This is a genomic window from Cohnella sp., assembly GCF_041640265.1.
Lineage (GTDB): Bacteria > Bacillota > Bacilli > Paenibacillales > Paenibacillaceae > Cohnella.
The window spans coordinates 12121-35178 of the sequence record NZ_JBEQAP010000013.1 but is presented as its reverse complement, the minus strand read 5'-3'; the positions used below and the strand labels follow the sequence as shown (position 1 = coordinate 35178).

The window sequence follows — 23058 nt, the reverse complement described above, 5'->3', positions numbered from 1 at the left end:
CAGCACACACATCGAATCAGTCGATACTATGCGAAATTTCATACACAGAACACGATTTGAGCCCTGATTCTATAAATGTATCCGAAAAATCATATACATTCTCTGCATGTGTACGTTCATGTTAAAACTGTCCACAATTAATCGACAGCCTCATTTTGCGACAATGGTGAGACGTTTCTTGGTTAGGTGCTCTCATTGTTAGATTTTGCGACAATGGTGGGACGTTTCTTGGTTAGGCGCTCTCATTGTTAGATTTTGTGACAATGGTGGGACGTTTCTTGGTTAGGCGCTCTCATTGTTAGATTTTGCGACAATGGTGAGACGTTTCTTGGTTAAGCGCTCTCATTGTTGGATTTTGCGACAATGGTGAGACGTTTCTTGATTAAGCGCTCACATTGTTGGATTTTGCGACAATGAAGAGACGACTATTAGTTTCGTTCTCGTACGAAGGTGATTGAAATACAGTCAGTTGTCACTCAGCGAACATCAATAGATCTATCAGAATTCTGATAGCAAATGGGTTTTCTCCCTTAAGGATCAGCTATTATTAGGAAAATATTGTTAGAAGATTGTGCGATCGCCGCACGTACAAACGAACATTTGTGCGGAAATAGGGCATCGTCATTAGAACCGTATTGATCCCCCCCACATAAACTTGCAGTATAGACAACCTCTCATGATGGATGTAAGGGGAGGTGTTGGCAAGGAAGGGGGGATTCAAATGCTGTTACTGTTATTGCTCTTTATTGTTCCTTCAGCTGTTGGCGTGTATTTCTTGCTTAAGCCTCCCCTTCTTATGAATAAAGAGTCAGATTCCAAGACTGTTACGAGCAACGCCGCACCCTTCAAGAGCTTGGAGGATATCCCGAGCGTTGCTGCAACCGGTACAACATTAATGAGAAAGCAAACCGTTAATGAGTAGCATGATACAAACGTCTACAGCCGTCTTAAAGACGGCAAAGCCGTTTTACTTGGTTAGCTTAGGGGTGAAATAAGTGTATGGACCCACCGTCGTAAGCCTGACGATATTCTTCTTCCTATTTACGACTCTGTTGATTCTGTGGCGCCCCAGAGGATTAGACGAATCAATTTCCGCAACCGGAGGCGCTCTGCTTGTCTTATTTGTTGGGAGCGTATCTCTATCCGATCTTGCCGTCATCGGCGAAACGATAAGTGGGGCAGCGATCACCATCATCGCGACGCTCGTCATTGCGATGGTACTGGAGAGCGTAGGATTTTTCTATTGGGCAGCAGAAGGATTAGCTGCACGAGCGAAGGGCTCAGGCTACAAGCTGTTTGGGTATGTGAATTTGCTTTGTTTTCTGATGACCCTATTTTTTAACAATGACGGCAGCATAATGATCACGACTCCAATCTTAATCATTCTATTGCACAATCTGGGACTCAAGCATGCTCAGAAGATACCGTATCTTTTGTCGGGAGCCTTAATAGCAACGGCATCCAGCGCGCCAATAGGGGTAAGCAATATCGTTAATCTTATCTCTTTAAAAATTGTGGGCATGGATCTTTATATGCAAACCTTGTTGATGTTTGTACCTGCGACTTTAGGGCTGCTGCTCCTATTTGGACTGCTATTCTTGGTTATGCAGAAGGACATTCCGCGCAGGATCCCCTTGAAGGTAGCGGGAGGCGGATATGGTATAGGTCGTCATCAGTACCATCCTCTGAAATCTCAGCCGACACGGGAAGAGCTTATCGGAAGAAATCGTTTGATGCGTAACATATTAATCTTTGTATTCCTGGTCAGAATGAGTTTGTTTGTTGCTTCTTATTTCCACATCCCCGTGGAGTGGGTAGCGGTTGCGGGTTCTCTTATTCTCCTCGGTTGGCGTTGGATGGCGATGAAGATTGCTCCGACCGATATCTTGCGAAAAACACCCTGGGCCATCTTCGTATTCGCATTCGGAATGTACGTCATTATATTCGGGCTTCATAACATTGGTTTAACTCAGATGCTCGTTGAACTTCTGAGACCTATAGTAACGGGCAACCTATTGAATGCCAGCCTGCTCATGGGCGGTTTAATGACCTTCTTGTCATCCATTTTCAATAATCATCCTGCGTTAATGATCGGTACATTGACTTTGACGGAAATGAATCTTGATCCATTATCATTAAAAATCGCTTATTTGGCTAATGTAATAGGCAGCGATGTGGGGTCGCTCTTATTACCGATCGGAACTTTAGCTTCTCTGATTTGGTTTCATATTTTGAGTAGGAACAAGGTTATGATTGGATGGAAGGAATATGTACGCGTAACTTTTCTAGTGATCCCGCCGACGTTAATCTTTACTCTTATCCTGCTTTATTATTGGGTGAATTGGATTGCGGAGTTTGTTCTGATTTAGAAGAAGGTATATTAGGCTGTAGCTGTACAGGCTACAGGCTGAAAAAAAATCCACTCGTTTAACTGCTGTGGGGGCAGGTAATGGAGTGGATATCCTTTTTATTGTTTATGGTTTGTAAGCAGCTGCCAGCGATAAACATATTCGAAAAGAAATTCGAAGGCCTCGAGATGACGCTTAGCTTCGAAGGCATCTCGCCCCCAAGCATAAATGCCATGCTTGCGCAGGAGAATTCCGGGAATACGTACATCGATGCGTTCGGATACCTCCGGAACGATACGCGGTACATCCGTAAAGTTAGATAGGATCGGAACATCAATGATCGCTTCTTCCTCCCAAATATTGAAGGCTTTGATCAACTCTATGCCTTCAATCGGAACCGCACGGCGTTCCCAGAACAACTCCGAGACGAGGCTATTGAACACGGAGTGGATATGGAAGATCGCTCCGCATCCAGTTAGTCTGTAAATCTCGCAATGGATTAGGGTTTCGGCGGATGGTTTAAGCGCAGTATTCTCGCACGGCTTTCCGTTCTGGTCAACGAATAAGAAGTCCTCAGGTGTCGACTGGGACTTGTCCTTGCCGCTTGCTGTAATGGCGAACGAGAATTCCTCCGGAGTATACGGCCCAACTCGCATGGATAGATTACCGCTTGTTCCGGGGAAAAACCCGCGTGCCGCAAAATCGGCTTTTATAGCCGATAGCTCTCCTAATACTTGCTGTTTAGCTTCCAATGTCAAGCTGGCAAAGCTCATGAGGGACGACCTCCTTGGTTAAGATGGCGAATGATATCATGGAACGTCTCGAACGGGATATGCGGAAGGCTCAACTCCCGGCATTTGTCTGTAAGGTGTGAACGGGAGAAGACCAGATCCACAAGCTTCGCGCCCGCAAAATCGGTAACGCTGTCGCCAATAAGAATACGATAATAGTCATCCTTCGGAAATTTGCGAATGACTGTTGTTTTGCACATGCCGCATCGGTTCGAGCAGCTATCATCACAGGTGTGCGGCCATGTAATCGAGATGTTATCACCGCTAAAATCACTGCCGTTGCAGTAAATATGATCTGCGGGTATTCCATACGGCGCAAGTAATGGATAGACGAAAAAATCGATTCCGCCGCTAGTTACATAGAATGGAACATCATATTCCTTACACCAATCGAGCAGCTCCGGGAATCCGTCTCGAATGCCGGCATTCGACAAGATATACGTTGTAACTTCTTCCTTCTTGGAGGAGGGCAGGAGTGAAAACAATTCTCCAACGCCTTGCTGTATCGATATGCTCTCGTTAACGATGTCCCGAACAATATTTTCCCAACCGGGCGGGTTAAAGTGCTTCATAACAGCGACGATATTGTCTTTGAGGGTGATCGTTCCGTCAAAATCACAGAATAGGACCGGTGGACGAGGAAAGCTTGTCGTGCTGCTGTCGTTGCTCAAGGGTTGCGTACCCCCCAGCGTTCGATGGCGATTCTTAATTCCTCGTGGTCGTTAGCATAAGCCTCTAGAGAGAGGCCGGAATTTACTGCATCCACCGCTTGACGGAAAGCACGGCCTCCAGCTGCTGAGCCGCCGGGATGACCGTGTACGCCGCCGCCGGCATTGACAACGACTTCCGGTCCGAAATCTCCCATTATGAGTGGAACAAGGCCAGGATGGATGCCTGCAGAAGGAACCGGGAATACAGGCTTCTGAGGAAGATCTGACGTTAATAGAGCTTCCATAACCGCTAAGTTCTCTTCCTTTGGCATCACAACGGAGCCATAAGGCGAAGGGAAGAGAGAGAGGTCTGCCCCGGCGATCCGCATCAGCTTACCTAATAAGAGAGGTGCGGAAATGCCATGATGGCGGGAAGGGTACAAGGCTCCAGCCATCGCTGGATGGGCGGCTATCGGTACATGAATATCTGGATCTGCTGCAAGCTCAGCTAAAGCATCAAAGCCATAGGCGAGAACATTAAATAGGAGTCCATTAGCCCCGGCTGCGATTGCCCGCTTGGCGTTCTCCTTTAATTTGAACGTCGACCCCGTGAGATTAGTGAAGTAGAGAAGCTTCTGCCCGGTCGTTTGCTCAGCTTCACGCGCGGCACTGATGCAAACCTCGATTCTTTTGTGCAGCGGCGTAAGAGGGTTCTCGAACAGAATTTCATCATCCTTGATCAAATCGACGCCGCCAAGGGCTTGCTGCAGAAACTGCTCGCGCAAGTTTTCAAGGTCATGACCGATAACCGATTTGAAAATACTCATCACAAGCGGACGATTATGAATCCCGAGCAAATCCCGAACACCCTGGACGCCAAACTTCGGTCCGGGAAAGGCGGTAAGGAAATCTGCGGAGGGTTGAATGTCCATGAGCTTGATTTTCCCGTCCATGGAAAGCTTTCCGAATGCTGTCACAAGAAAAGCGGGAAGATCCCGGCTGAAGTTCAGGTCTGGGTAAGCGATTGTAATGTCAGCATAACGCTCTCCTGCTAATAACCCTTCAGGCTCATGAACGTTAACAGACACTACCTGACCTAGGTGCTTCTGCATCTGCTCTTTAGCCGTTTCAGGCAAGTCAGTCCAGCTGCCGACGGTTAAGCCGACGGCAATACCGAGCGCTTTTTTCTGAAAGTCAGCTTTATCATCATAAACGCGGTAAGTCGCATTGCTATAGGATGGTTTCATACGGAAACAGCCTTCTTTCTCTTCACCATATTACGAATTAACCGCTTCTGCTCGAATCGCCTCACCCATCTCCTTGGCTCGTTCTGCGCAGCGAATAATCGCTTTATTCATTCCTTGTTGGAAGGAAAATTGCTCCAAAACCTCCAAAGCCGCTTGAGTCGTGCCATTCGGCGAGGTTACCTTGCGGCGTAAATCACTTGGACTTTCTCCTGTCGCTTTAACCATCTCTGCCGCTCCTCGTACGGTTTGGACGGTCAGCTCCTTGGCAGCTTCGGGAGTCAAACCAAGCTCAATGCCCGCAGAGATCATAGCTTCCATCAAATAATATACATACGCTGGACCCGTCCCGGATACCCCGTTAACGGCTTCAATTAAAGGCTCGTCCACGATTGCCGTTATGCCGATCGCCTGAAACATGGCGTGTGCAAGCTCACGTTGCTTAGTCGATACCGACTCGGAGAAGCTGATTCCCGTAGCACCAAGACCGATCGTACTGGAGGTATTGGGCATTGTACGGACAACCGGCTGAGGCCGGCCAAGCAACTCGTGAATGGTCGAAATAGATAAGCCGGCGATTACAGATATGATAAGCTGCTCCGGACGCAAGAGAGGCTGCAGCGCTTTGAGAGCGTCAGCAGAATCCTTCGGCTTCATCCCCAGGATAATAACGTCGGATGAGCCTAAAGCGATATTTTTCTCCATATCCGTTGCTGCGGGAACAATATCGTAAAGCCGATTCAGTTCTTGTAACCGATCTGCATTTTGACGATTCATGACGCTTATCTGCTTAGGGTTTGCTAACTTCGACTCTATAAGGCCGCGCAATATCGCTTCGGCTATAGCTCCGGCTCCATAGAAACAAAGGGATAGGCCCGATGAAGATGAGGAGAGCTGGTCGCTCATGTTGGTCACACTCCTAGGTTCTAATTTGACCCGAGCCCTTGACCCGGTATTTAGTAGTCGTTAATGAAGGCAGCCCCATAGGACCGCGAGCATGGAGCTTCTGCGTACTGATGCCAATTTCGGCGCCAAAGCCAAATTCGAATCCATCGGTGAAACGAGTCGAGGCATTATGATATACAGCTGCTGCATCGACCTCCATAAGGAAACGGTCTGCATGCGCTTCTGTTTCCGTAACAATGCACTCGGAATGCTTCGTTCCGAACAAACCGATGTGCTGCAAGGCTTCATCCAAGTCTTGCACCACTTTTATATTAAGGATGTAATCGTTGTATTCTGTCGCATAATCCTGATCGCTAGCCGAAAGAATGCCAGGAATAAGCTCGCGAGTAAGATCGCAGCCCCTAAGCTCCACATTAGCTTCACGAAATCTGTCAGCCAGTACGGACAAATGTTTGTTGGCGAAAGTGCTGTGCAACAGTAAGGTTTCCATGGAGTTACACACAGAAGGGCGCTGTACCTTGGCGTTTAGGGCAATGGCTTCAGCCATTGAATAGTCGGCAGTATCATCTATATAAGTATGACAAACACCTGCACCTGTCTCGATAACGGGTACAGTGGCGTTTTGAACAACGTTCCGAATGAGCGAGGCACCGCCTCTAGGGATCAGGACGTCTAGAAGGCCATTAAGCTTAAGCATCTCTTCAACGGAGCTGCGGTTAGCATCCTCGATGAGCTGAAGAGAGTCGGCAGGCATAGCGGAGCGAGATAAGGCATTCCGCAACGCGGCTACAATCCGACGGTTAGAGGAGATCGCGGAAGAGCCGCCGCGAAGCACGACTGCATTCCCTGTCTTCAAACAAAGCGCAGCAGCATCTACCGTCACGTTGGGTCTTGCTTCATAAATGATGCCGATAACTCCGAGGGGGACACGTGTTTTTTCAATAAATAAGCCATTCGGACGGTGGATCGTTTCGAGCACATCTCCGACAGGATCGGGAAGATCGATAATTTGCTTTATGCCTTCAGCGATATCGGCAATTCGTTCCGGTGTCAGCTTCAGTCGATCGAGTAGAGAAGAGGAGGTGCCTTGCTCACGTCCACGAATGAGATCCTCCTCATTGGCCGCCAAAATTTCGTCCTGCTCAGAGATCAAGGCACCTGCCATTAGGAGGAGAGCCTCATTCTTCTCGGCTGTTGTCAGTCTATTAAGAACTGCAGCGGCAGCTTTAGCTGCGGCAGCTTTATTCACAACTTCACTCATGAGTATTAGCCTCCTTAATTAGGGATGATGCGACCCATTCATCACGGTGGATCACTTCAATGCGAGCGACCTCCACGCGTCGCTGTACTTCTTCGCTAGATAAGCCCGCAACAGCGGTAATTTGCCAAGCAGAATAGTGGGTTACGCCCCGGCCCAATATCCGACCTTGGGAATTAACAACCTCCACCACTTCTCCCGGGTGAAACTCACCTTCTGAAGCGATTATTCCAGCAGGCAGCAGACTTCGGCCTTTGTTCAACAAAGCCTCTTCGGCACCATGGTCGACAATGATTCGGCCTTGGGGATCCGAAAGAAAGCCGATCCAGTGCTTCTTGGCGGACAAAGAATGAAGGGAGGACGCGAAATAAGTACCCTTGCCGCTGCCGGCTACAGCTGCCTGAAGATCACCGGCTTCCGATACTCTGCCGACAAACAAAGGCACCCCGCCTTGCATAGCGATATGCGCTGCATCTATCTTGGAGCGCATTCCGCCTGTTCCTACGGAAGATCCGGCTCCTCCCGCGAAGCGGAACAATTCATCGGAGAGAACCTCAATACGATCTATGCGGACTGCATGGGGAGTCGTACGAGGATCCCCGGTGTAGACGCCGTCCATATCGGTAAGAATATACAATCCGTCTGCTTTGACCAGATTGGCTACGAGGGCGGATAAGGAATCGTTCTCCCCGAATTTAATTTCATCGACGGCAACCGTGTCGTTCTCGTTGATAATTGGGACGGCGTGCTGCTTCAGTAATTCCTCAATCGTACGCTGAGCATTCTGTGCGCGGCTTCTATGGCTAAAGTCCGGCCTGGTAAGCAAGATTTGTGCAGCGGTAATTCCGCTTGCCATGAATGCTTCCTGATAGGCCTCCATCAATAACGCTTGGCCGACAGCGGCAGCGGCTTGCTTCTCGTGAACCTGCTTGGGTCTTGTCTTGTACCCAAGACGGCGAAATCCAGCGGCTATGGCACCGGAGGTAACGAGCAGCACCTGATGGCCGGCTGCATGCAGTGCGGCGAGCTCGTTCGCGAAGAAACGCACATGCTCCCGGTTAAGCCCGCCTTCCTCAGAGGTGAGGGAGCTGCTTCCGATTTTGACAACGATACGCTGACCCATAAATTCAACCCCTTTATCATTTCTAAGGGCATAAAAAAAACTTCCGCCCTAAATAAAGGACGAAAGATTAACTTCCGCGGTACCACCTTCATTGACGGCGCCTTATATCGCAGGCATCCGTCCTCTCATGATCCTGATAACAGCAGGAACTGTCCGGTTCATCGCCGGCCGCTCGGGGATAGGGGAGGCAGGGGACAAGGTAAATTCTCTCAGCCTAGAAATTTACTCTCTGGTCGTGTCCGGATCCGCTTCGTTTCCCTTCAATGCGTTCGTATGTTGCGCCGAATTCCGATCGTCGCCTTAATTTAAACTAAGAATACCATGTGCCATAAGGGTTGTAAAGGAATGAAAGGCATGTAAACCGAGCATTAGAATAGTCCCAAACGGCCGATCCTTGCAGCAACTTCCTTTAAACGTTCCTCACTTGTGAGCAGGCCAAGTCTAACGTAACCTTCACCGTTCGCGCCAAAGCCGGATCCCGGTGCGACAACAACGTCCGCTTGCTCTAGCAAGTAGTCCGCGAAGGACATTGAGGTATAGCCCACAGGGATAGGAAGCCAACAGAAGAAGGAGCCCGAAGGTTTGTCGGCTTTCCAGCCTATTTCATCCAACGCCTTGTATAGAACATCACGCCGCCGCTCATAGGTTGCTACTAGCTGTTGAACCGAATGCTGCGGTCCAATTAAAGCCTCCGTCGCTGCCTCTTGAATTCCGCCGAATAAACTGCAGTAAATATGATCTTGAATTTGATTAATAAGCTCGATAATTTGCGAATTACCTAAGGCGAAACCGACACGCCAGCCTGCCATATTGTATGACTTAGACAAAGTGTAGAACTCGACGCCAACCTCCTTGGCTCCTGGGGTTTCCAGGAAGCTAATCGGACGTTTGCCGTCAAATCCTATGGCGCCGTAGGCGAAATCACTCGCGACAACGATACCATTACGCTCTGCAAAAGCGACAGTTTTCTTATAAAATTCCGGAGTTGCTGTGGCGGCTGTTGGATTGTTCGGATAGTTAAGGAACATCAATTTAGCCCGATTGATTTGATCGGGAGTTAGCGAGTCATAGATAGGAAGGAAGTCATTTTCTGCAGTGAGCGGCATGAACGCCATATCTGCGCCGGCTAGTGCGACACCGGACCAATAATCGGGATAACCTGGGTCCGGTACAAGACACACATCCCCAGGATTCAATAAACACTGGCTGAGCTCCACCAGACCTGTTTTGCCTCCGAATAGGATAGCGACTTCTTTGTCAGGATCGAGATCAACGCCATAATCTGCCTTGTAGCGCTGAGCGACAGCCTGTTTAAGGAAAGGGAATCCGCGAAAGGGAGGATACTTGTGATACAGGGGATTATCCGCGGCTTGCTTTAATCTCTCTACAATATTGCTCGGAGTAGGCTGATCGGGATTGCCTTGGCCCAGATTAATGACATCGCCTCCTGTGGAGGCGCGCGCATTAGCTTTGGCAACTAGTTTAGCGAAAAATTGCTCGGGGAGCATCTGAATGCGTTTTGCGGGTGTAATGTTAAAAGACATCTTGGTTCGTCACGCTCCGTCATACTTAAGATAGGATGAATGTAGCATATGGGATGAAACTCGGCAACGCAAGGAACGTGCAGGAAGGTTGCTGAAGTCCTGTTAATGCAGTACGATGAGAAACATATTGGAACGATTGATAGGGGTGCATCCATTTGACGGCGAAACTACGCCTGGCATTGGTTCAGATGAATATTGAAGCGGGAAATCCCGACGCGAACTTCGCGAAGATGATAGAGCGACTTGAAGCCGCCGCGGCGCTTGAACCGAAGCCGGAGCTTATCGTATTGCCTGAAATGTGGAATACAGGCTATGCGCTGGAACAAATACAGTCTTTGGCGGATCCGGATGGGGAGCGCACGAAAAAGCTGCTATCGGCTTTTTGCAAACGTCACGAGGTTAGTGTTCTAGCCGGCTCAATTGCGCAGCGCAGGGGAGATGCCGTAACGAATACTGTTCATATATTCGATCGTTCGGGTGAAGTAATCGGCGAATATTCGAAGATTCATCTCTTCCAATTGATGAACGAGCACTTGCATCTCCAAGCGGGAGATACTCCAGGAACGTTCTCAATCGGTGAAATACCTGCAGCTGTTATGATATGTTACGATATCCGATTCCCGGAATTAGCACGCTCTCTGGCTCTAGGCGGTGCCAAAATCCTTTTCGTACCTGCGGAGTGGCCTCATCCTCGTCTTCATCATTGGCGGACGCTGCTGCAAGCACGTGCCATCGAGAACCAAATGTTCGTGGTTTCCTGCAACACGGTTGGAGACAGCGGAGGAACAAGCTTCTTCGGTCACTCGATGGTTATCGATCCATGGGGTGAAGTGCTCGCGGAGGCTGGGGAAAATGAAACGATCTTAACAGCTGAAATAGATCTGGCCCTTGCCGATGAGGTTCGGGGACGCATTCCGGTATTCGCGGACCGCAGACCTAATTTGTATAACTAATTTACGGTGTGCGATTGCCGAGTCGGCTTAGCGTTTCTCTGAAAATTGTGATGAACGCTTCAGCAGCATTGGAAAGGTAACGACCCTTACGGTATGCAATGACTAGTGTTCTCGTCGGACGTCCTTCTAGTGTCAGGTAGGTTGGAGCGCGCCCTTGCCAATCGCTGCGGGTCATCATCTTGGGAATGAAGGCAATGCCCATACCAGCCGCGACAAGGGACTGAACGGTTTCGATATTGCCGCTCTCGAACACAACACGAGGGTCGAAGCCCGCGGTTTGGCAAAGATCATGGGCAATCGCCCTGAAGCCTTGTCCTTTTTTTAGCAGTACAAACGATTCGTCTTGCAGCTTGGAAACTGCAATAGTGCCCGACTTGTACTCTGGCTGGGATAAATAATGATCCGGCGGAACGGCAAGGCAGATTTCTTCTTCGATAACAGGGATATAAGCTAAGGAGGGTTCGACTAGCGGAAGGGAAAGCAGGCTGACATCCGTGCCTCCGCTGGCGGTTAGCTGCTCCAATCGCTTGGTAGACTCTTCGATAAGCACGATTTCGATATCAGGGTAAGCTTCGCGGTAAGCCGGAAGAACTTGCGGAAGCACATGCGCACCGGTCATTGGCAAGCTTCCGATAACAAGCCTGCCTTTGCGCATATCGGCAATATCCTCCATTTCACGGCGCAATTGATCCGTCATATCCACGATCTGCTGCGCTTTATCTACAAATACAGAGCCCGCATAAGTGAGTTCTACGGAGTTGGTGCTGCGCTTGAATAATAGAACACCTAATTCCTTCTCTAGCTTAGAGAGCTGCTGGCTTAAAGAGGGCTGGGCGATATGCAGCTTCTCTGCGGCGCGAGAGAAATTGCGTTCGGAAGCGATTTGGATCGCATATAGCAGTTGACGGAATTCCATGTACATCCTTCTTTCTTTTATAGACTGGAACTATTAACCTTATAGATATTATATCTTGGAACAATGAAAGAAGAAATGTTAATATAGGAGCATGGGAAGAAAAGATGACCTAAAGATGACTTTATTGAGGTGAAACGAGACATGAGTAAACAAACGATGTTCGAGAAAATTTGGAACAATCACGTCATTGTCGCAAACGAAGGAACGCCTAGCATCCTTTATATCGACCTGCACCTCGTGCATGAAGTGACGTCGCCGCAAGCATTCGAAGGCTTGCGTATGTCCGGCCGTAAAGTAAGACGTCCTGATCTAACGTTCGCAACGATGGATCACAACGTTCCAACGAAAGACCGCTTTAATATTACCGATCCAATCTCCAAGCAGCAGATCGATACGCTATCGAACAACTGTAAAGAGTTCGGCGTAACTCTGTATGATCTAAGCTCAGCAGACCAAGGCGTAGTGCACGTTATGGGACCTGAATTAGGTTTGACCCATCCGGGTAAAACGATTGTATGCGGAGATAGCCACACTTCTACTCATGGTGCGTTCGGAGCGCTTGCTTTCGGAATCGGTACAAGCGAGGTTGAGCATGTACTTGCTACGCAATGCTTGCAGCAGTCCAAAGCGAAAACTATGCTTATCCGTTTTAACGGCAAACGCAAGCCGGGCATCACGGCTAAAGATATGATTCTGGGCTTGATTGCGCAATACGGCACTGATTTTGCTACAGGTTATGTTATGGAATATTCCGGTGAATCGATTCGCACGCTGACCATGGAAGAGCGGATGACAGTCTGCAACATGTCCATTGAGGCAGGCGGACGTGCCGGTATGATCGCTCCAGATGAAACGACTTTCGAATATCTTCGCGGTCGTGAATACGCTCCTCAAGGTGCGGCATTCGACGCTGCGGTTAAAGAATGGAAAGCGCTTTGTACGGATGAAGGCGCACAGTTTGATACGGTGATCGACTTCGACGTAGATTCGCTGATTCCTCAAGTTACATGGGGCACAAGCCCAGGAATGGGTACCGGTATTACTTCTGCCGTTCCAATTCCCGAGAATCTGCCAACAGAGAACGAGCGCAAAGCAGCAGCAAACGCACTGGAGTACATGGATCTGAAACCAGGCACTCCAATGACCGATATCGCGATCGACTACGTCTTCATCGGCTCATGCACGAATGGACGCATTGAGGACCTGAGAGCAGCAGCTTCTGTAGCTCGCGGTCATAAAGTCAGCCCGAACGTCACGGCAATTGTCGTGCCAGGCTCCGGACGCGTTAAAATCCAAGCGGAAAAAGAAGGCTTGGACAAAGTGTTTACGGAAGCGGGCTTTGAATGGCGTGACGCAGGCTGCAGTATGTGTTTGGCAATGAACCCAGACGTTCTTCAGCCAGGCCAACGCTGCGCATCGACATCGAACCGTAACTTTGAAGGCCGTCAAGGCCGGGGCGGACGCACGCATCTCGTATCTCCTGAAATGGCTGCAGCAGCTGCTGTTCAAGGCCGTTTCGTCGATGTTCGCACATGGGAATTCAAGTCTGAAGTTAAGGCGTAACATGCCGACCGAGCGCAATTAACGTTGCTGGCTAGCGGTCGCATTCTAGGAGGAGAGCTGAACATGGAACCTTTTGTACAATTAAATGGTCTTGTAGCCCCGGTTGACCGGGTTAACGTAGATACGGATGCCATCATCCCTAAACAATTTCTTAAACGGATTGAAAGAAGCGGCTTCGGCCAATTCCTGTTCTTCGAGTGGAGATGGGATGAGCAAGGAAATGTTATTCCCGATTTCAACTTAAACAAGCCGCGTTATCAAGGTGCTTCCGTGCTCTTATCGCGCGCAAACTTCGGGTGCGGTTCTTCCCGCGAGCATGCACCTTGGGCAATCGGCGATTACGGTTTCCGTTGTATTATCGCTCCGTCTTTCGCGGATATTTTCTACAACAACTGCTTCAAAAACTCTATTCTGCCGATCAAGCTTAGCGAAGAGCAAGTAGAAGACTTGTTCCAACGTACGAATGCTAAAGAAGGTTATACGCTAACTATCGATTTGGAAAATAAAGTGATTTCCGATAACGACGGTCTGCGCATCCCTTTCGAATTAGACGAGCATCGCCGTCAATTCCTTCTGCAGGGCTTAGATGATATCGGTTTGACATTGAAACACGAATCATCGATTTCCGCATACGAAGCCAAACGAGCGGCAGGAGTTAAAGCTTAATAGAAAATTAACAATAGTAATTGATAGAGGCCTTTTGTTTCCGAATCGTCAAAATTCGGGACAAAAGGCCTTTTTTTCCTCTGTTTCGCAACTTTTCTATCGTTTAAACGTCTAATGATTCGTGGACAAGGCACTGGGGTATAACCCAATGCGAGTTTCGCAAATCTTTCCTTACATCGAGGTGAAGCATGAAGAAGTGGTTGTCCTTATTGATCGTCGCCTCAGCCATGCTGTTCTTGAGTGCCGGAATGGTTCATGCCGCGAGTTCGGCTGTACCGACTCCTAAGCTAATCTTGGACGGCAAAGTTCTAAAGTCTGCAATACCTCCAGTTCTTATGGAAAAGTCCGTTATGATACCTGTACGGATCGTGACGGAGAACTTAGGCTACAAGGTCCTTTACGATAATAAGAAGAAGCAGGTGACGGTATCGAATAGCGTAAATCAGCTTGTTATGACATTAAACAAGCCCATAGCCTATCTCGATAAACAGCCTCTCAAAATGTTAGTGCCGCCGACATTGAAATCAAGCAATACTCTCATACCGCTCAGATTTCTTGCTGATTCCCTGGGAGTTCAAATTTTCTGGGATAACACGAGCAAATCCGCATTTATGTATTCATCGAGCAACACGGAAGATAAACCTAAGCCAGACGGTGAGATCGTTGGCGGGATTGATGGAGATGGCAATACGGATGTAGGTATAACAAACCCGAAGCCGACGCCAGAGCCGAATCCGGTTCCAGATCCTGGAAATAATCCCGATCCGGTTCCAACAACTCCAATCCCGGATCAGGGAACCATCATTGAGCCAGAAATTCCTGCAAATCCTCTTACCCGAGGAAATGTTCATCAAGTCCGGTATGAATCTGATACGATCGTACTGAAGTATGACGGCGTACTCTTGCCAACCGTGACGACGCTAGATAATCCTAAGCGAGTCGTTATAGACCTGCCAAATACGGATTATGCCGCCGGTTTCCTCCCGGCTTTGCCAATAGATCCTTCCGTTGGAAAGCAAGGCGAGTTACTCGTGGCGGATCATCCAGCTTTGCAGAAGGTTCGTTATTCGCTTTACGCAGATAAACCGAAGGCGCTTAGATTTGTTCTCGATTTGAATCAAGCCTGGGATTACGAGATTCAGAACAATTTAGTCAACGGTGAGTTTTTCATCATTCTAAAGCAGCCAGTTCCTGACAAGTCGTTGTTTACAGTCGTTCTGGATGCTGGCCATGGCGGTTCTGACCCAGGGGCAAAAAGCATTAACGGACGTTGGGAGAAGGACTTTAACCTTATTATCGTGAAGAAGGTACAAGCCCTGCTGGCAGGAGATGAGAGGATCAACCTCGTACTTACACGTCAGGATGATTCCTATCCGTCACTTGATGATCGGGTTAATCTTGCTAACAGCATAGGAGCCGATTTATTTATCTCCGTACATGCCAATAGCTTTACCGCTTCCACTAACGGGACTGAGACGTATTATACTCGGCCGGACAGCCTTGAATTTGCTAAGTTTATGCACTCACTTCTAACATCTGCTACAGGATTAAAAGACAACGGAGTGCGAAATGCAGGCTTCAAAGTCATCAAGTATACGAAAATGCCGGCGGTCTTGCTGGAAGCCGGATACTTATCTAGCAAAATTGACGAACCCAAGTTATGGACGGAAGCTGTGCAGAATCGGATAGCCGATGCTATTGCTGCTGGGATCAAGCAATATTTGAAATTATCTTAAGTTATCCGGCCCTCGTTAGGGGGGCCGGTATGTGTGTATTTAGGGAGAGGGGAAATTCTGGGATGAAGATGACACGTTTATCGAAAAGTGTTACAGGGTTATTGGCAGCCTCTATGATTTTTACGGGGGCAGGCTGGACAACATCGTCAGCATCTGCTGCTGCTAAACAATTCAGCGATGTTGTTTCCGGTCATTGGGCACAGAAGCATCTTTCAAAGCTGACCATGCAGGAGATCCTAAGCGGTTATCCGGATGGTACGTTTTTGCCGAACAAATCCGTTAGTCATCAAGAAGCCGTTATTATCGCGATTCGTTTCATGGGTCTTGAAGATGAACTTGATTCATCAGACGTGATAGTATTACCGGAATCATTAAAGATCAAAGATGATTATAAGAAATATCTTAATCTCGCTTTCAAGAAGCAGCTTCTCAATCTAAATGAAGAAGTTGCCTTAGCTGAGCAAGATCCAAGCAAGGAATGGGGAAAAAGCCCCGCCAGCCGTGAATGGGTTACTCGTCTGCTTGTTCGGGCGATCGGTAAAGACTCTGAAGCGAAACAAGCTGCGACGGAGACAACGGAATTTCCCGATGATGATCGAATCGGCGCCCAATATCGTGGTTATGTAAATGTTGCGGTTTCAACTGGTTTAGTGAAAGGTGTCGCTACTTTGGTTAAAGGTGTCACGATAACGGAATTTGCCCCCATTGCCGACGTTACGCGTGCTTCCATTGCGACACTCTTCAGCCTGGCGCAAGCCGAGGTTGCTTTCTCCGGACAAGTGTCTGGTGTTCTCCTAGCTATTACTCCAACACAGTTGACCTTGCTGCACGAAGGTGGAGGTATACATAATTACTCTTTAATGTCGGACTCCTTAATCTATCGTTATGACTCTAATGCTTCCGCTGCTTTGGAACAGTTGAAGCTTTACGGTAAAGTCATACTAATCAGTAATAGCGACAAGAGTATCGGTTACGTTGAACAAACGTTGGATACGCCTCAGATTAAAACTTACGAGGGTACGTTAACCCTTCATACAGCGGATCTTAATCGATTGACTGTACTGATCGGTACGGAATACGAGACCTTTACTTATGATCCGCAATATTTGCCTGCGATTACGGATTCGAACGGTAAATCGGTATTGTTGAAGGATCTGCCGACAAATGTTGAAGTGAAATTAAGCGTAGATACGATAAGAACAGATGGGAAAATCATAGCAGTTGAGGTTAAGCAATCTGTTGTAAACAAGAATGGCAGCGGTAGGGTTGCGGAGTGGAATCCGTCAACTCGTTCCCTTCATTTGGACGATCCTTTTTCAGATATGAAAGAGACTTTAACGGTGTCCGCTAATGCAACGATCAAGAACAATATCGGAGCCAACCTGACCTTTGATCAACTCAAGGCAGGAGATATGATTACCTACGAGGTTAAGACAGGTTTGGTATCCAGCATCGTAGTTACTAAGTCGTCAATACCTGCGGTCTCGGGTATTCTAGTAGGCGTCGTTAAATCTAACAATTCGATTCAATACACCGTAAATAATAGTTTAGAGTCGGATTTCTTAGCTGCTAATGCTAAGGTAAAAATCGACGGAATCCCCGAAGCAACGTTTGAGGATATTTATGCGGGAGATGCGATATCGTTAACCTTTAACGATAACGGAGATGTGATTCAGATTTCTGTCACCAACCGCACCGTGAAAAATATGATTGGTGCTACGATTATCGACTACGCCGGGAATGCCAAAACTCTTATCGTTAATGATTTAAATGGGATAAAACATAATTTCGACGTTACCTCGACGACTAAGTTTGAATTAAATGGAACGTATCTAACTTTGGAAGCGGCAGCTTCCTATCTCTCAACCGTAGGGAAGAAAATCAATATTGCTTATACGGGAGATAACCTAGTTACTGTATCACTTGTTGCCAAGTTTACGGGTACAGTCATTGAGAATAATGCGGTAACACGTACAATTAAAGTCATGATTGACGCAACGAATAGCATGACGCTTTCTTATACCAATGCCTATGCTGAAGTGTATAGCCAAAGCTCTATTAGTCTTGCTGATATAGCGGTAGGAGATCAAGTGACCATCATTCAGAATGGTCTTCAAAACCAGCTTTCAACCATACAAATTCACAAGAACGTACAATTTGAAGTGGTTTCCGTTACTCCGGCAAGCAGCAAGATTAAGGTTAAGGGTAACGATGGTGTTACCGTAGAATGGACTCTTGCTTCTAACGCAGTCCTGCAAAATGAGAATGGTACTGCGGTAAGCCTTAGCGCGTTCAGCGCAGGAAGCTTAGTTAACGTTTCATTCCAAGGAACCACTCCCGTTAAGATCAAGGCGGTACAAGCGGGAGTATTCGGTAAAGTGTCGTCCGTGAATATGACAGCATCTTCATTAGATCTCGTTACAGGTTCCAATGCAGCCGTTACAAGAGCCCTTGGAACGAACCCAATCATAATGCGTGATAACACTATTGTTGCGTCGCTTGCCTCTGTTATGCCCGAGGATCGCGTTGAGATTCGGAAGGACGAGAATGACCGCACGATCGTTCAGATCATTACTCCGCTGAAGAAAACGGTCCAATCCGTTAATGTGAGCACAAGTACGTTAGTTATTAAAAAAGCAACAATCAATGATACGAACTTCACCTTTACAGTAGATTCATCAGTGTACATCCATCAAGGGTCAACAACCTTGAATTTATCGAGCTTAACTAACGGAGATCCAATCTCTCTCTACTTCGTCCGGGGTAAATTATTGGAAATCGTTAAGTAATCATTTTATTAAAGAAGGGGCTGTCTCAAAAGTGATAAACTTTTGAGCAGTCCCTTTCTTCTTATTTCGATTATGATTTTACGGGGATACCCCCCTTATCTTGCCCATTCCTTAAACTTCCGGTAAACTTGTTATGAATTTCTGTATTTAAGAAGGAGAATCCATGAACGCTGCAAAAGTTAGGCTAGTTTTGGATACAATGGCAGAGATGTTTCCTGATGCGAGATGTGAATTAAACCATCGTAATCCATTCGAATTGACGATTGCAGTCCTGCTTTCTGCACAATGCACAGATGAAACCGTCAATAAGGTAACGGCATCTCTATTTGATAAATATCGTACACCGCAGGATTATTTAAATGTTCCTCAAGAAGAGCTGGAGAATGATATCCGGCGTATTGGCTTGTTCCGCAACAAAGCGGCGAATATTCAGAAGCTTTGCAAAATCGTGATCGATAAGCATGGAGGAGAAATCCCTCGTGAGCATGAATCCTTGACCGAGCTGCCGGGAGTCGGTAGAAAAACGGCTAATGTGGTAGTATCGAATGCCTTCGATGTGCCTGCAATCGCCGTTGATACCCATGTGGAACGTGTGTCCAAAAGGCTGGGAATTGCCAAGGCGGGGGATTCAGTTCTAGAGGTCGAGAAGAAGCTGATGCGCAAGGTTCCGCGCGAGGAGTGGACGATGACGCACCATAGGCTTATTTTTTTCGGACGTTATCATTGCAAAGCCCAAAACCCTAAATGTGATCTATGCCCTTTGATTGAGCATTGCAAGGAAGGCAAAATCCGCATGAAAGCGGCATTGAAGAAAAGGAGCGTTACCTAGTGAGCTCATCCGACACCCTGGCTCCAAGCCAAGATCAGCAGCACTCTTCCATTATGCTTGAGTTTCGTCTTGCTTTAGAACGAATGTCCATATTGGCCAAGTCTCACGGGGATGCGGTTCATGCCGAGAAATTTCGCGAGTTATCCGATAAGCTTAAGCTGAACCGGTTGACAGTTGCCTTTTGCGGCCATTTCTCCGCGGGGAAATCTTCATTGGTTAACGCGCTGTGCGGAGCCGTACTGTTGCCAGCGTCACCGATCCCTACCAGTGCGAATGTTGTGACTATTATAAACGGTAGGCCTTCTGCGAAAACCGTATTTCGTGATTCTAACGGGACCGTATTTCCCGCCCGACAAATTCAGGTTGAACAGCTGCATGATTTTGCAGTCGACGGAGAAGGGGTTACTTCTATTGAAGTATCATATCCGATCCCGTTGCTAGGCGAGCATATGGCGATTGTGGATACTCCGGGCGTGGATTCAACCGATGATGCTCATCGTGCCGCAACGGAGTCTGCTCTTCATCTAGCGGATGTTGTATTCTACGTAACGGATTATAATCATGTTCAATCCGAGGTTAACTTTCGGTTCCTGCGCAGTCTAGCCAGGTGGGGTAAGCCGACCTATGTCATCGTGAACCAAATCGATAAACACCGTGAGGAGCAAATTGCTTTTGCAGCTTTCCAGGACAGTCTCCGTCAAGCTTTAAGCAACTGGGATATCAAGCCTGCAGGGATGCTGTTTCTTTCCTTAAGGGAGCTTAATCATCCTCTGTCGCAATGGAGCGAATTGCAGGATTTATTTATTTCTCTCCAACCTCTAGCAGTGCCGCTAATGCTCAGAAGTGCGGAGCGTTCCGCGGCTCATCTGTCTGAGCAGTTCCGAGAAGCGCTGCAGCATCAAAACCAAGATCAACGCGAGGCCCTTCAGCTCAGGTTAGGAGAGAATGGAGCATCCGATCTAAGAGACTCACTGAGAACCTCTCTCTTACAAAAGCTTAACGAGATCAAAGGTATGTCTGTTAAACGTAGAGAAACGGTTCGTGTTGAGCTCGATCGCTTGCTGGGCAATGCAAATCTGACGCCAGCAGAAACAAGAGACAAAGCCAAAGAAGTATTGGAGGCTATGCAATCGGGGTTTAAGGCGGGGTGGCTCGCTGGTGCAGCGAAAACAGAGGCGGAGAGATCACGCAGACTCGAGCGGCTTTCTGAGGATTTCAACAAACAGGTTACTGCACATATTACCGGACATCTGAAGGCGATGCTTCGCGAGGAAGCATTAGAAGCGGGCTTGAAAGACGATCTAACGGAAGTGACTTTGGATAAAGCCTTCGAGGCAGCAACGCCTGAATGGCTGAAGCAACGGGTGAAGCCTGGTGCGGGAGCAGAAGGTCAGGCCGTTCTTCATTATTCCGCCGAGATCAGTACGCAGTGGAAGGCATTTTATCGTAAAGCCGCATTACAGTGGTTCGACGATCTCCAGCAGCTTCGCAAGCCAAAGCTTGATGCAGCGGCGGAAGCCTTGAACATGCAGCTGGCTGAGCTTGATAAGAAAGACGAAGCCGCTGAGGAATTAGCAACGCTTGAGGCCAGCGAACGGGCGAAGGAGAGCGAGCTGCTTGCTTGTCTGCCCGCTATAGATAAGATCGTGGATTTCGATTTACCTCGTACGGAGTCGGTTTCAGTTGATCATCTAACTCTTGATATTGAAGAAAATAATAATGAGTATAATCCTATAGCAGCAGTTGAAGCGATTGATGATCAATTTGAGCATGACACCCATTCTCTCCTGGGAGCACCGAATGGTGCAGCGGATAGGTTAGAGCGTTCTGCTGAATTATTGTCGCAGATTCCTTCGCTTCGTTCGATTGCAGACGGGCTGTCCGCCAAGGCGAAGCGATTCAGAAACAAGAGCTTCACGATTGCCTTATTCGGTGCCTTCAGCGCAGGCAAATCGTCCTTTGCGAATGCATTGGTCGGTAAGTCTGTACTTCCCGTATCGCCGAATCCTACGACTGCGACTATTAATCGAATACTAGCTCCCTCTGGAGATAATCAAGATGGTACCGCCCTCATCATGATGAAATCTCTTGAAGCCTTCGAGGAGGATATTCGACATTCGCTTAAGCGGATCGGGATCAGTCAGGAGGCACTTCATAAAGTAGGTTCGGACATTCCGAAATTGCTTGCGCTGAAGGAGCCTGTCTCTGCGAATGAGCTTCATCCGCGCGGACGTCCGCATCTCGCGTTCCTGTATGCTGCCGCTCAAGGCTGGAAGCAATATGGAGCTTTGCTTGGGACTCGGTTCATCGTGCAAGAGGAGGAATATCGGCGATATGCTGCCGAGGAGCAAGCGTCCTGCTTTGTCGCAGAAATCGATCTTTTCGTTGATTCGCCGATTACTCGCAGCGGGGCCGTACTTGTTGATACGCCAGGCGCTGATTCTATTAACGCCCGCCACACGGGAGTAGCTTTCCAATATATTAAGAATGCGGACGCGGTTCTGTTCGTCACTTATTACAATCATGCGTTCACGGAAGCCGATCGTGAATTTCTGAATCAGCTTGGAAGCGTCAAGGACGTGTTCGAGCTGGATAAAATGTTTTTCATTATTAATGCTGCGGATCTTGCATCCTCTGAATCAGAGCTAGAGTCGGTACAAGCTCATGTGGGCTCCCAATTGCTTAAGCATGGCATCCGTAAGCCAAGGCTCTTCGCCGTTTCCAGCTTGCAGGGCCTGCATGCGAAGCGATCAGGTGACAGTAAGTCGTTTCATGCTTCCGGAATCGCAGCCTTCGAGAAGGCATTCCGCGGCTTCTCCGAGGAGGAGCTGGGCGGGCTGGCGCTTGCCTCCGCTAACAAGGAACTAGACAGAGTGGACCGCTTGCTGGAAAGCTGGCTCCAATCGGCTAACGAGGATGCGGCGACTCGAGAGGCCAAAGCCGCAAGACTGCAGTCGCAGGCAGAGCAGTGGCGTTCCCAAGGCGGGGAGCAGATTCCAACGACAGCCTTACAGCCATTACAGCAAGAAATTAATGAGCAGTTCTATCATCTCCGCCAAAGATTGCGATTCCGGTTTAAGGATCATTTTCAGGCAGCGTTTCATCCTTCTGTACTCCAGGATGACGGGCGAGATCTGAAGAAGATGCTGCAGGCTTGCGGAGAAGATTTGAAACGCTCGCTTAACGAGGACCTCAAGCAGGAGCTGCGCGCTGCAGGCTTACGGCTAGAGGGTACTGTCTATGGAATGATGGAGAAGGCATTAAATACGATGACAGGCATACAGGAGCTATCGGTAGAAGGCTTCTCGCCAGAGCCGGCGGAGCGTCAGGTATTAGAGATGCCATTACCTGAATCGTTCGCTGAGGGACCGCAGCTGGACAGTAGGAGACTTTGGAGCAGCTTCCGTACTCCTAAGCATTTCTTCGAGCTGGAAGGGGCAGCAGCACTGCGCGAGCAGCTTTATGAAACCCTCTTCTCCACGATTGACGCTGAATTGTCTATTCTAACGGAACAATGGAACCATACCGCAGCAACGACTCTTCTGAAATCCATTCAAGCTGGCGCGAATGGTTGGGCAGGGCAGTTGACCTCGTTCGCTAATAGTATGAGTGACGCGCTCCGAAAGCCTGGGGAAGAACGATTGTTGACGGATTTACAGGAGCAATGGCGGAAAATCAGGCAATAACCTTCAAAATTGACTTTTTCCCATCATCCTTTGGATGGGAGAAGGTCTTTTCTTTT

Annotated in this window: 17 protein-coding genes; 9 read left to right on the top strand and 8 right to left on the bottom strand. The window is 48.2% G+C overall.

The features are described 5' to 3' along the window. Positions 1 to 721 precede the first annotated feature (721 nt). Positions 722 to 922, top strand: a complete 201-nt coding sequence (locus ACESLK_RS11865) for a hypothetical protein (protein ID WP_373229662.1) — start codon at positions 722 to 724, stop codon at positions 920 to 922. A 73-nt stretch (positions 923 to 995) separates the two neighbouring features. Continuing rightward, entirely contained in the window at positions 996 to 2369 is a 1374-nt protein-coding gene (locus tag ACESLK_RS11860; RefSeq protein ID WP_373229661.1) for an arsenic transporter, read from the top strand. A gap of 98 nt (positions 2370 to 2467) precedes the next feature. Here ACESLK_RS11860 and mtnB read toward each other — a convergent pair whose 3' ends face one another. The 7 genes from mtnB to ACESLK_RS11825 all read right to left on the bottom strand — a co-directional run bounded on the left by mtnB (position 2468) and on the right by ACESLK_RS11825 (position 9864). Then, on the bottom strand, positions 2468 to 3121 hold the full coding sequence (mtnB, locus tag ACESLK_RS11855) for a methylthioribulose 1-phosphate dehydratase (protein WP_373229660.1): 654 nt from the start codon (positions 3119 to 3121) through the stop codon (positions 2468 to 2470). Continuing rightward, entirely contained in the window at positions 3118 to 3810 is a 693-nt protein-coding gene (locus ACESLK_RS11850; RefSeq protein ID WP_373229659.1) for a 2-hydroxy-3-keto-5-methylthiopentenyl-1-phosphate phosphatase, read from the bottom strand. Before ACESLK_RS11850 ends, mtnB begins: the two co-directional genes overlap by 4 nt. Beyond that, positions 3807 to 5036, bottom strand: coding sequence for a 2,3-diketo-5-methylthiopentyl-1-phosphate enolase (locus ACESLK_RS11845; protein WP_373229658.1), 1230 nt, complete (start codon positions 5034 to 5036; stop codon positions 3807 to 3809). The genes ACESLK_RS11850 and ACESLK_RS11845 overlap by 4 nt, the downstream gene beginning before the upstream one ends. A gap of 30 nt (positions 5037 to 5066) precedes the next feature. Beyond that, entirely contained in the window at positions 5067 to 5939 is an 873-nt protein-coding gene (gene proC / locus ACESLK_RS11840; RefSeq protein ID WP_373229657.1) for a pyrroline-5-carboxylate reductase, read from the bottom strand. A gap of 13 nt (positions 5940 to 5952) precedes the next feature. Then, complete coding sequence (locus ACESLK_RS11835) at positions 5953 to 7200, bottom strand: glutamate-5-semialdehyde dehydrogenase (protein WP_373229656.1); 1248 nt, start codon at positions 7198 to 7200, stop codon at positions 5953 to 5955. Next, the gene (proB, locus tag ACESLK_RS11830) at positions 7193 to 8320 is read right to left on the bottom strand and encodes a glutamate 5-kinase (RefSeq protein WP_373229655.1); all 1128 of its coding nucleotides are present in this window, start codon (positions 8318 to 8320) and stop codon (positions 7193 to 7195) included. Before proB ends, ACESLK_RS11835 begins: the two co-directional genes overlap by 8 nt. 368 nt (positions 8321 to 8688) lie before the next feature. Continuing rightward, positions 8689 to 9864 carry a pyridoxal phosphate-dependent aminotransferase gene (locus ACESLK_RS11825; protein ID WP_373229654.1) on the bottom strand — a complete coding sequence of 392 codons (1176 nt, stop codon included), beginning with the start codon at positions 9862 to 9864 and terminating at the stop codon, positions 8689 to 8691. Positions 9865 to 10019: 155 nt separating this feature from the next. Here ACESLK_RS11825 and ACESLK_RS11820 point away from each other — a divergent pair, with 155 nt between their 5' ends. Beyond that, positions 10020 to 10817: a carbon-nitrogen family hydrolase gene (locus tag ACESLK_RS11820; protein WP_373229653.1), complete on the top strand. Its 798-nt coding sequence runs from the start codon at positions 10020 to 10022 to the stop codon at positions 10815 to 10817. 1 nt (position 10818) lies between these two features. On the opposite strand, the gene ACESLK_RS11815 is transcribed toward ACESLK_RS11820, so the two are convergent. Beyond that, positions 10819 to 11733 (bottom strand): LysR family transcriptional regulator, encoded by a 915-nt coding sequence (locus ACESLK_RS11815; protein ID WP_373229652.1) that lies wholly within the window; start codon positions 11731 to 11733, stop codon positions 10819 to 10821. Positions 11734 to 11874: 141 nt separating this feature from the next. On the opposite strand from ACESLK_RS11815, the gene leuC reads away from it, so the two are divergent. The 6 genes from leuC (at position 11875) to ACESLK_RS11785 (ending at position 23002) form a co-directional block, all read left to right on the top strand. Beyond that, positions 11875 to 13296 (top strand): 3-isopropylmalate dehydratase large subunit, encoded by a 1422-nt coding sequence (leuC, locus tag ACESLK_RS11810; RefSeq protein ID WP_373229651.1) that lies wholly within the window; start codon positions 11875 to 11877, stop codon positions 13294 to 13296. A gap of 63 nt (positions 13297 to 13359) precedes the next feature. Further along, positions 13360 to 13962: a 3-isopropylmalate dehydratase small subunit gene (leuD, locus tag ACESLK_RS11805; RefSeq protein ID WP_373229650.1), complete on the top strand. Its 603-nt coding sequence runs from the start codon at positions 13360 to 13362 to the stop codon at positions 13960 to 13962. Positions 13963 to 14150: 188 nt separating this feature from the next. Continuing rightward, positions 14151 to 15698 carry an N-acetylmuramoyl-L-alanine amidase gene (locus ACESLK_RS11800; RefSeq protein ID WP_373229649.1) on the top strand — a complete coding sequence of 516 codons (1548 nt, stop codon included), beginning with the start codon at positions 14151 to 14153 and terminating at the stop codon, positions 15696 to 15698. A 62-nt stretch (positions 15699 to 15760) separates the two neighbouring features. Continuing rightward, the gene (locus ACESLK_RS11795) at positions 15761 to 18487 is read left to right on the top strand and encodes an S-layer homology domain-containing protein (RefSeq protein WP_373229648.1); all 2727 of its coding nucleotides are present in this window, start codon (positions 15761 to 15763) and stop codon (positions 18485 to 18487) included. A 163-nt stretch (positions 18488 to 18650) separates the two neighbouring features. Beyond that, a complete protein-coding gene (gene nth, locus ACESLK_RS11790; RefSeq protein WP_373229647.1) occupies positions 18651 to 19316 on the top strand; it encodes an endonuclease III in 666 nt (221 codons plus the stop codon). Next, positions 19316 to 23002, top strand: a complete 3687-nt coding sequence (locus ACESLK_RS11785) for a dynamin family protein (RefSeq protein ID WP_373229645.1) — start codon at positions 19316 to 19318, stop codon at positions 23000 to 23002. The genes nth and ACESLK_RS11785 overlap by 1 nt, the downstream gene beginning before the upstream one ends. Positions 23003 to 23058: the final 56 nt, after the last annotated feature.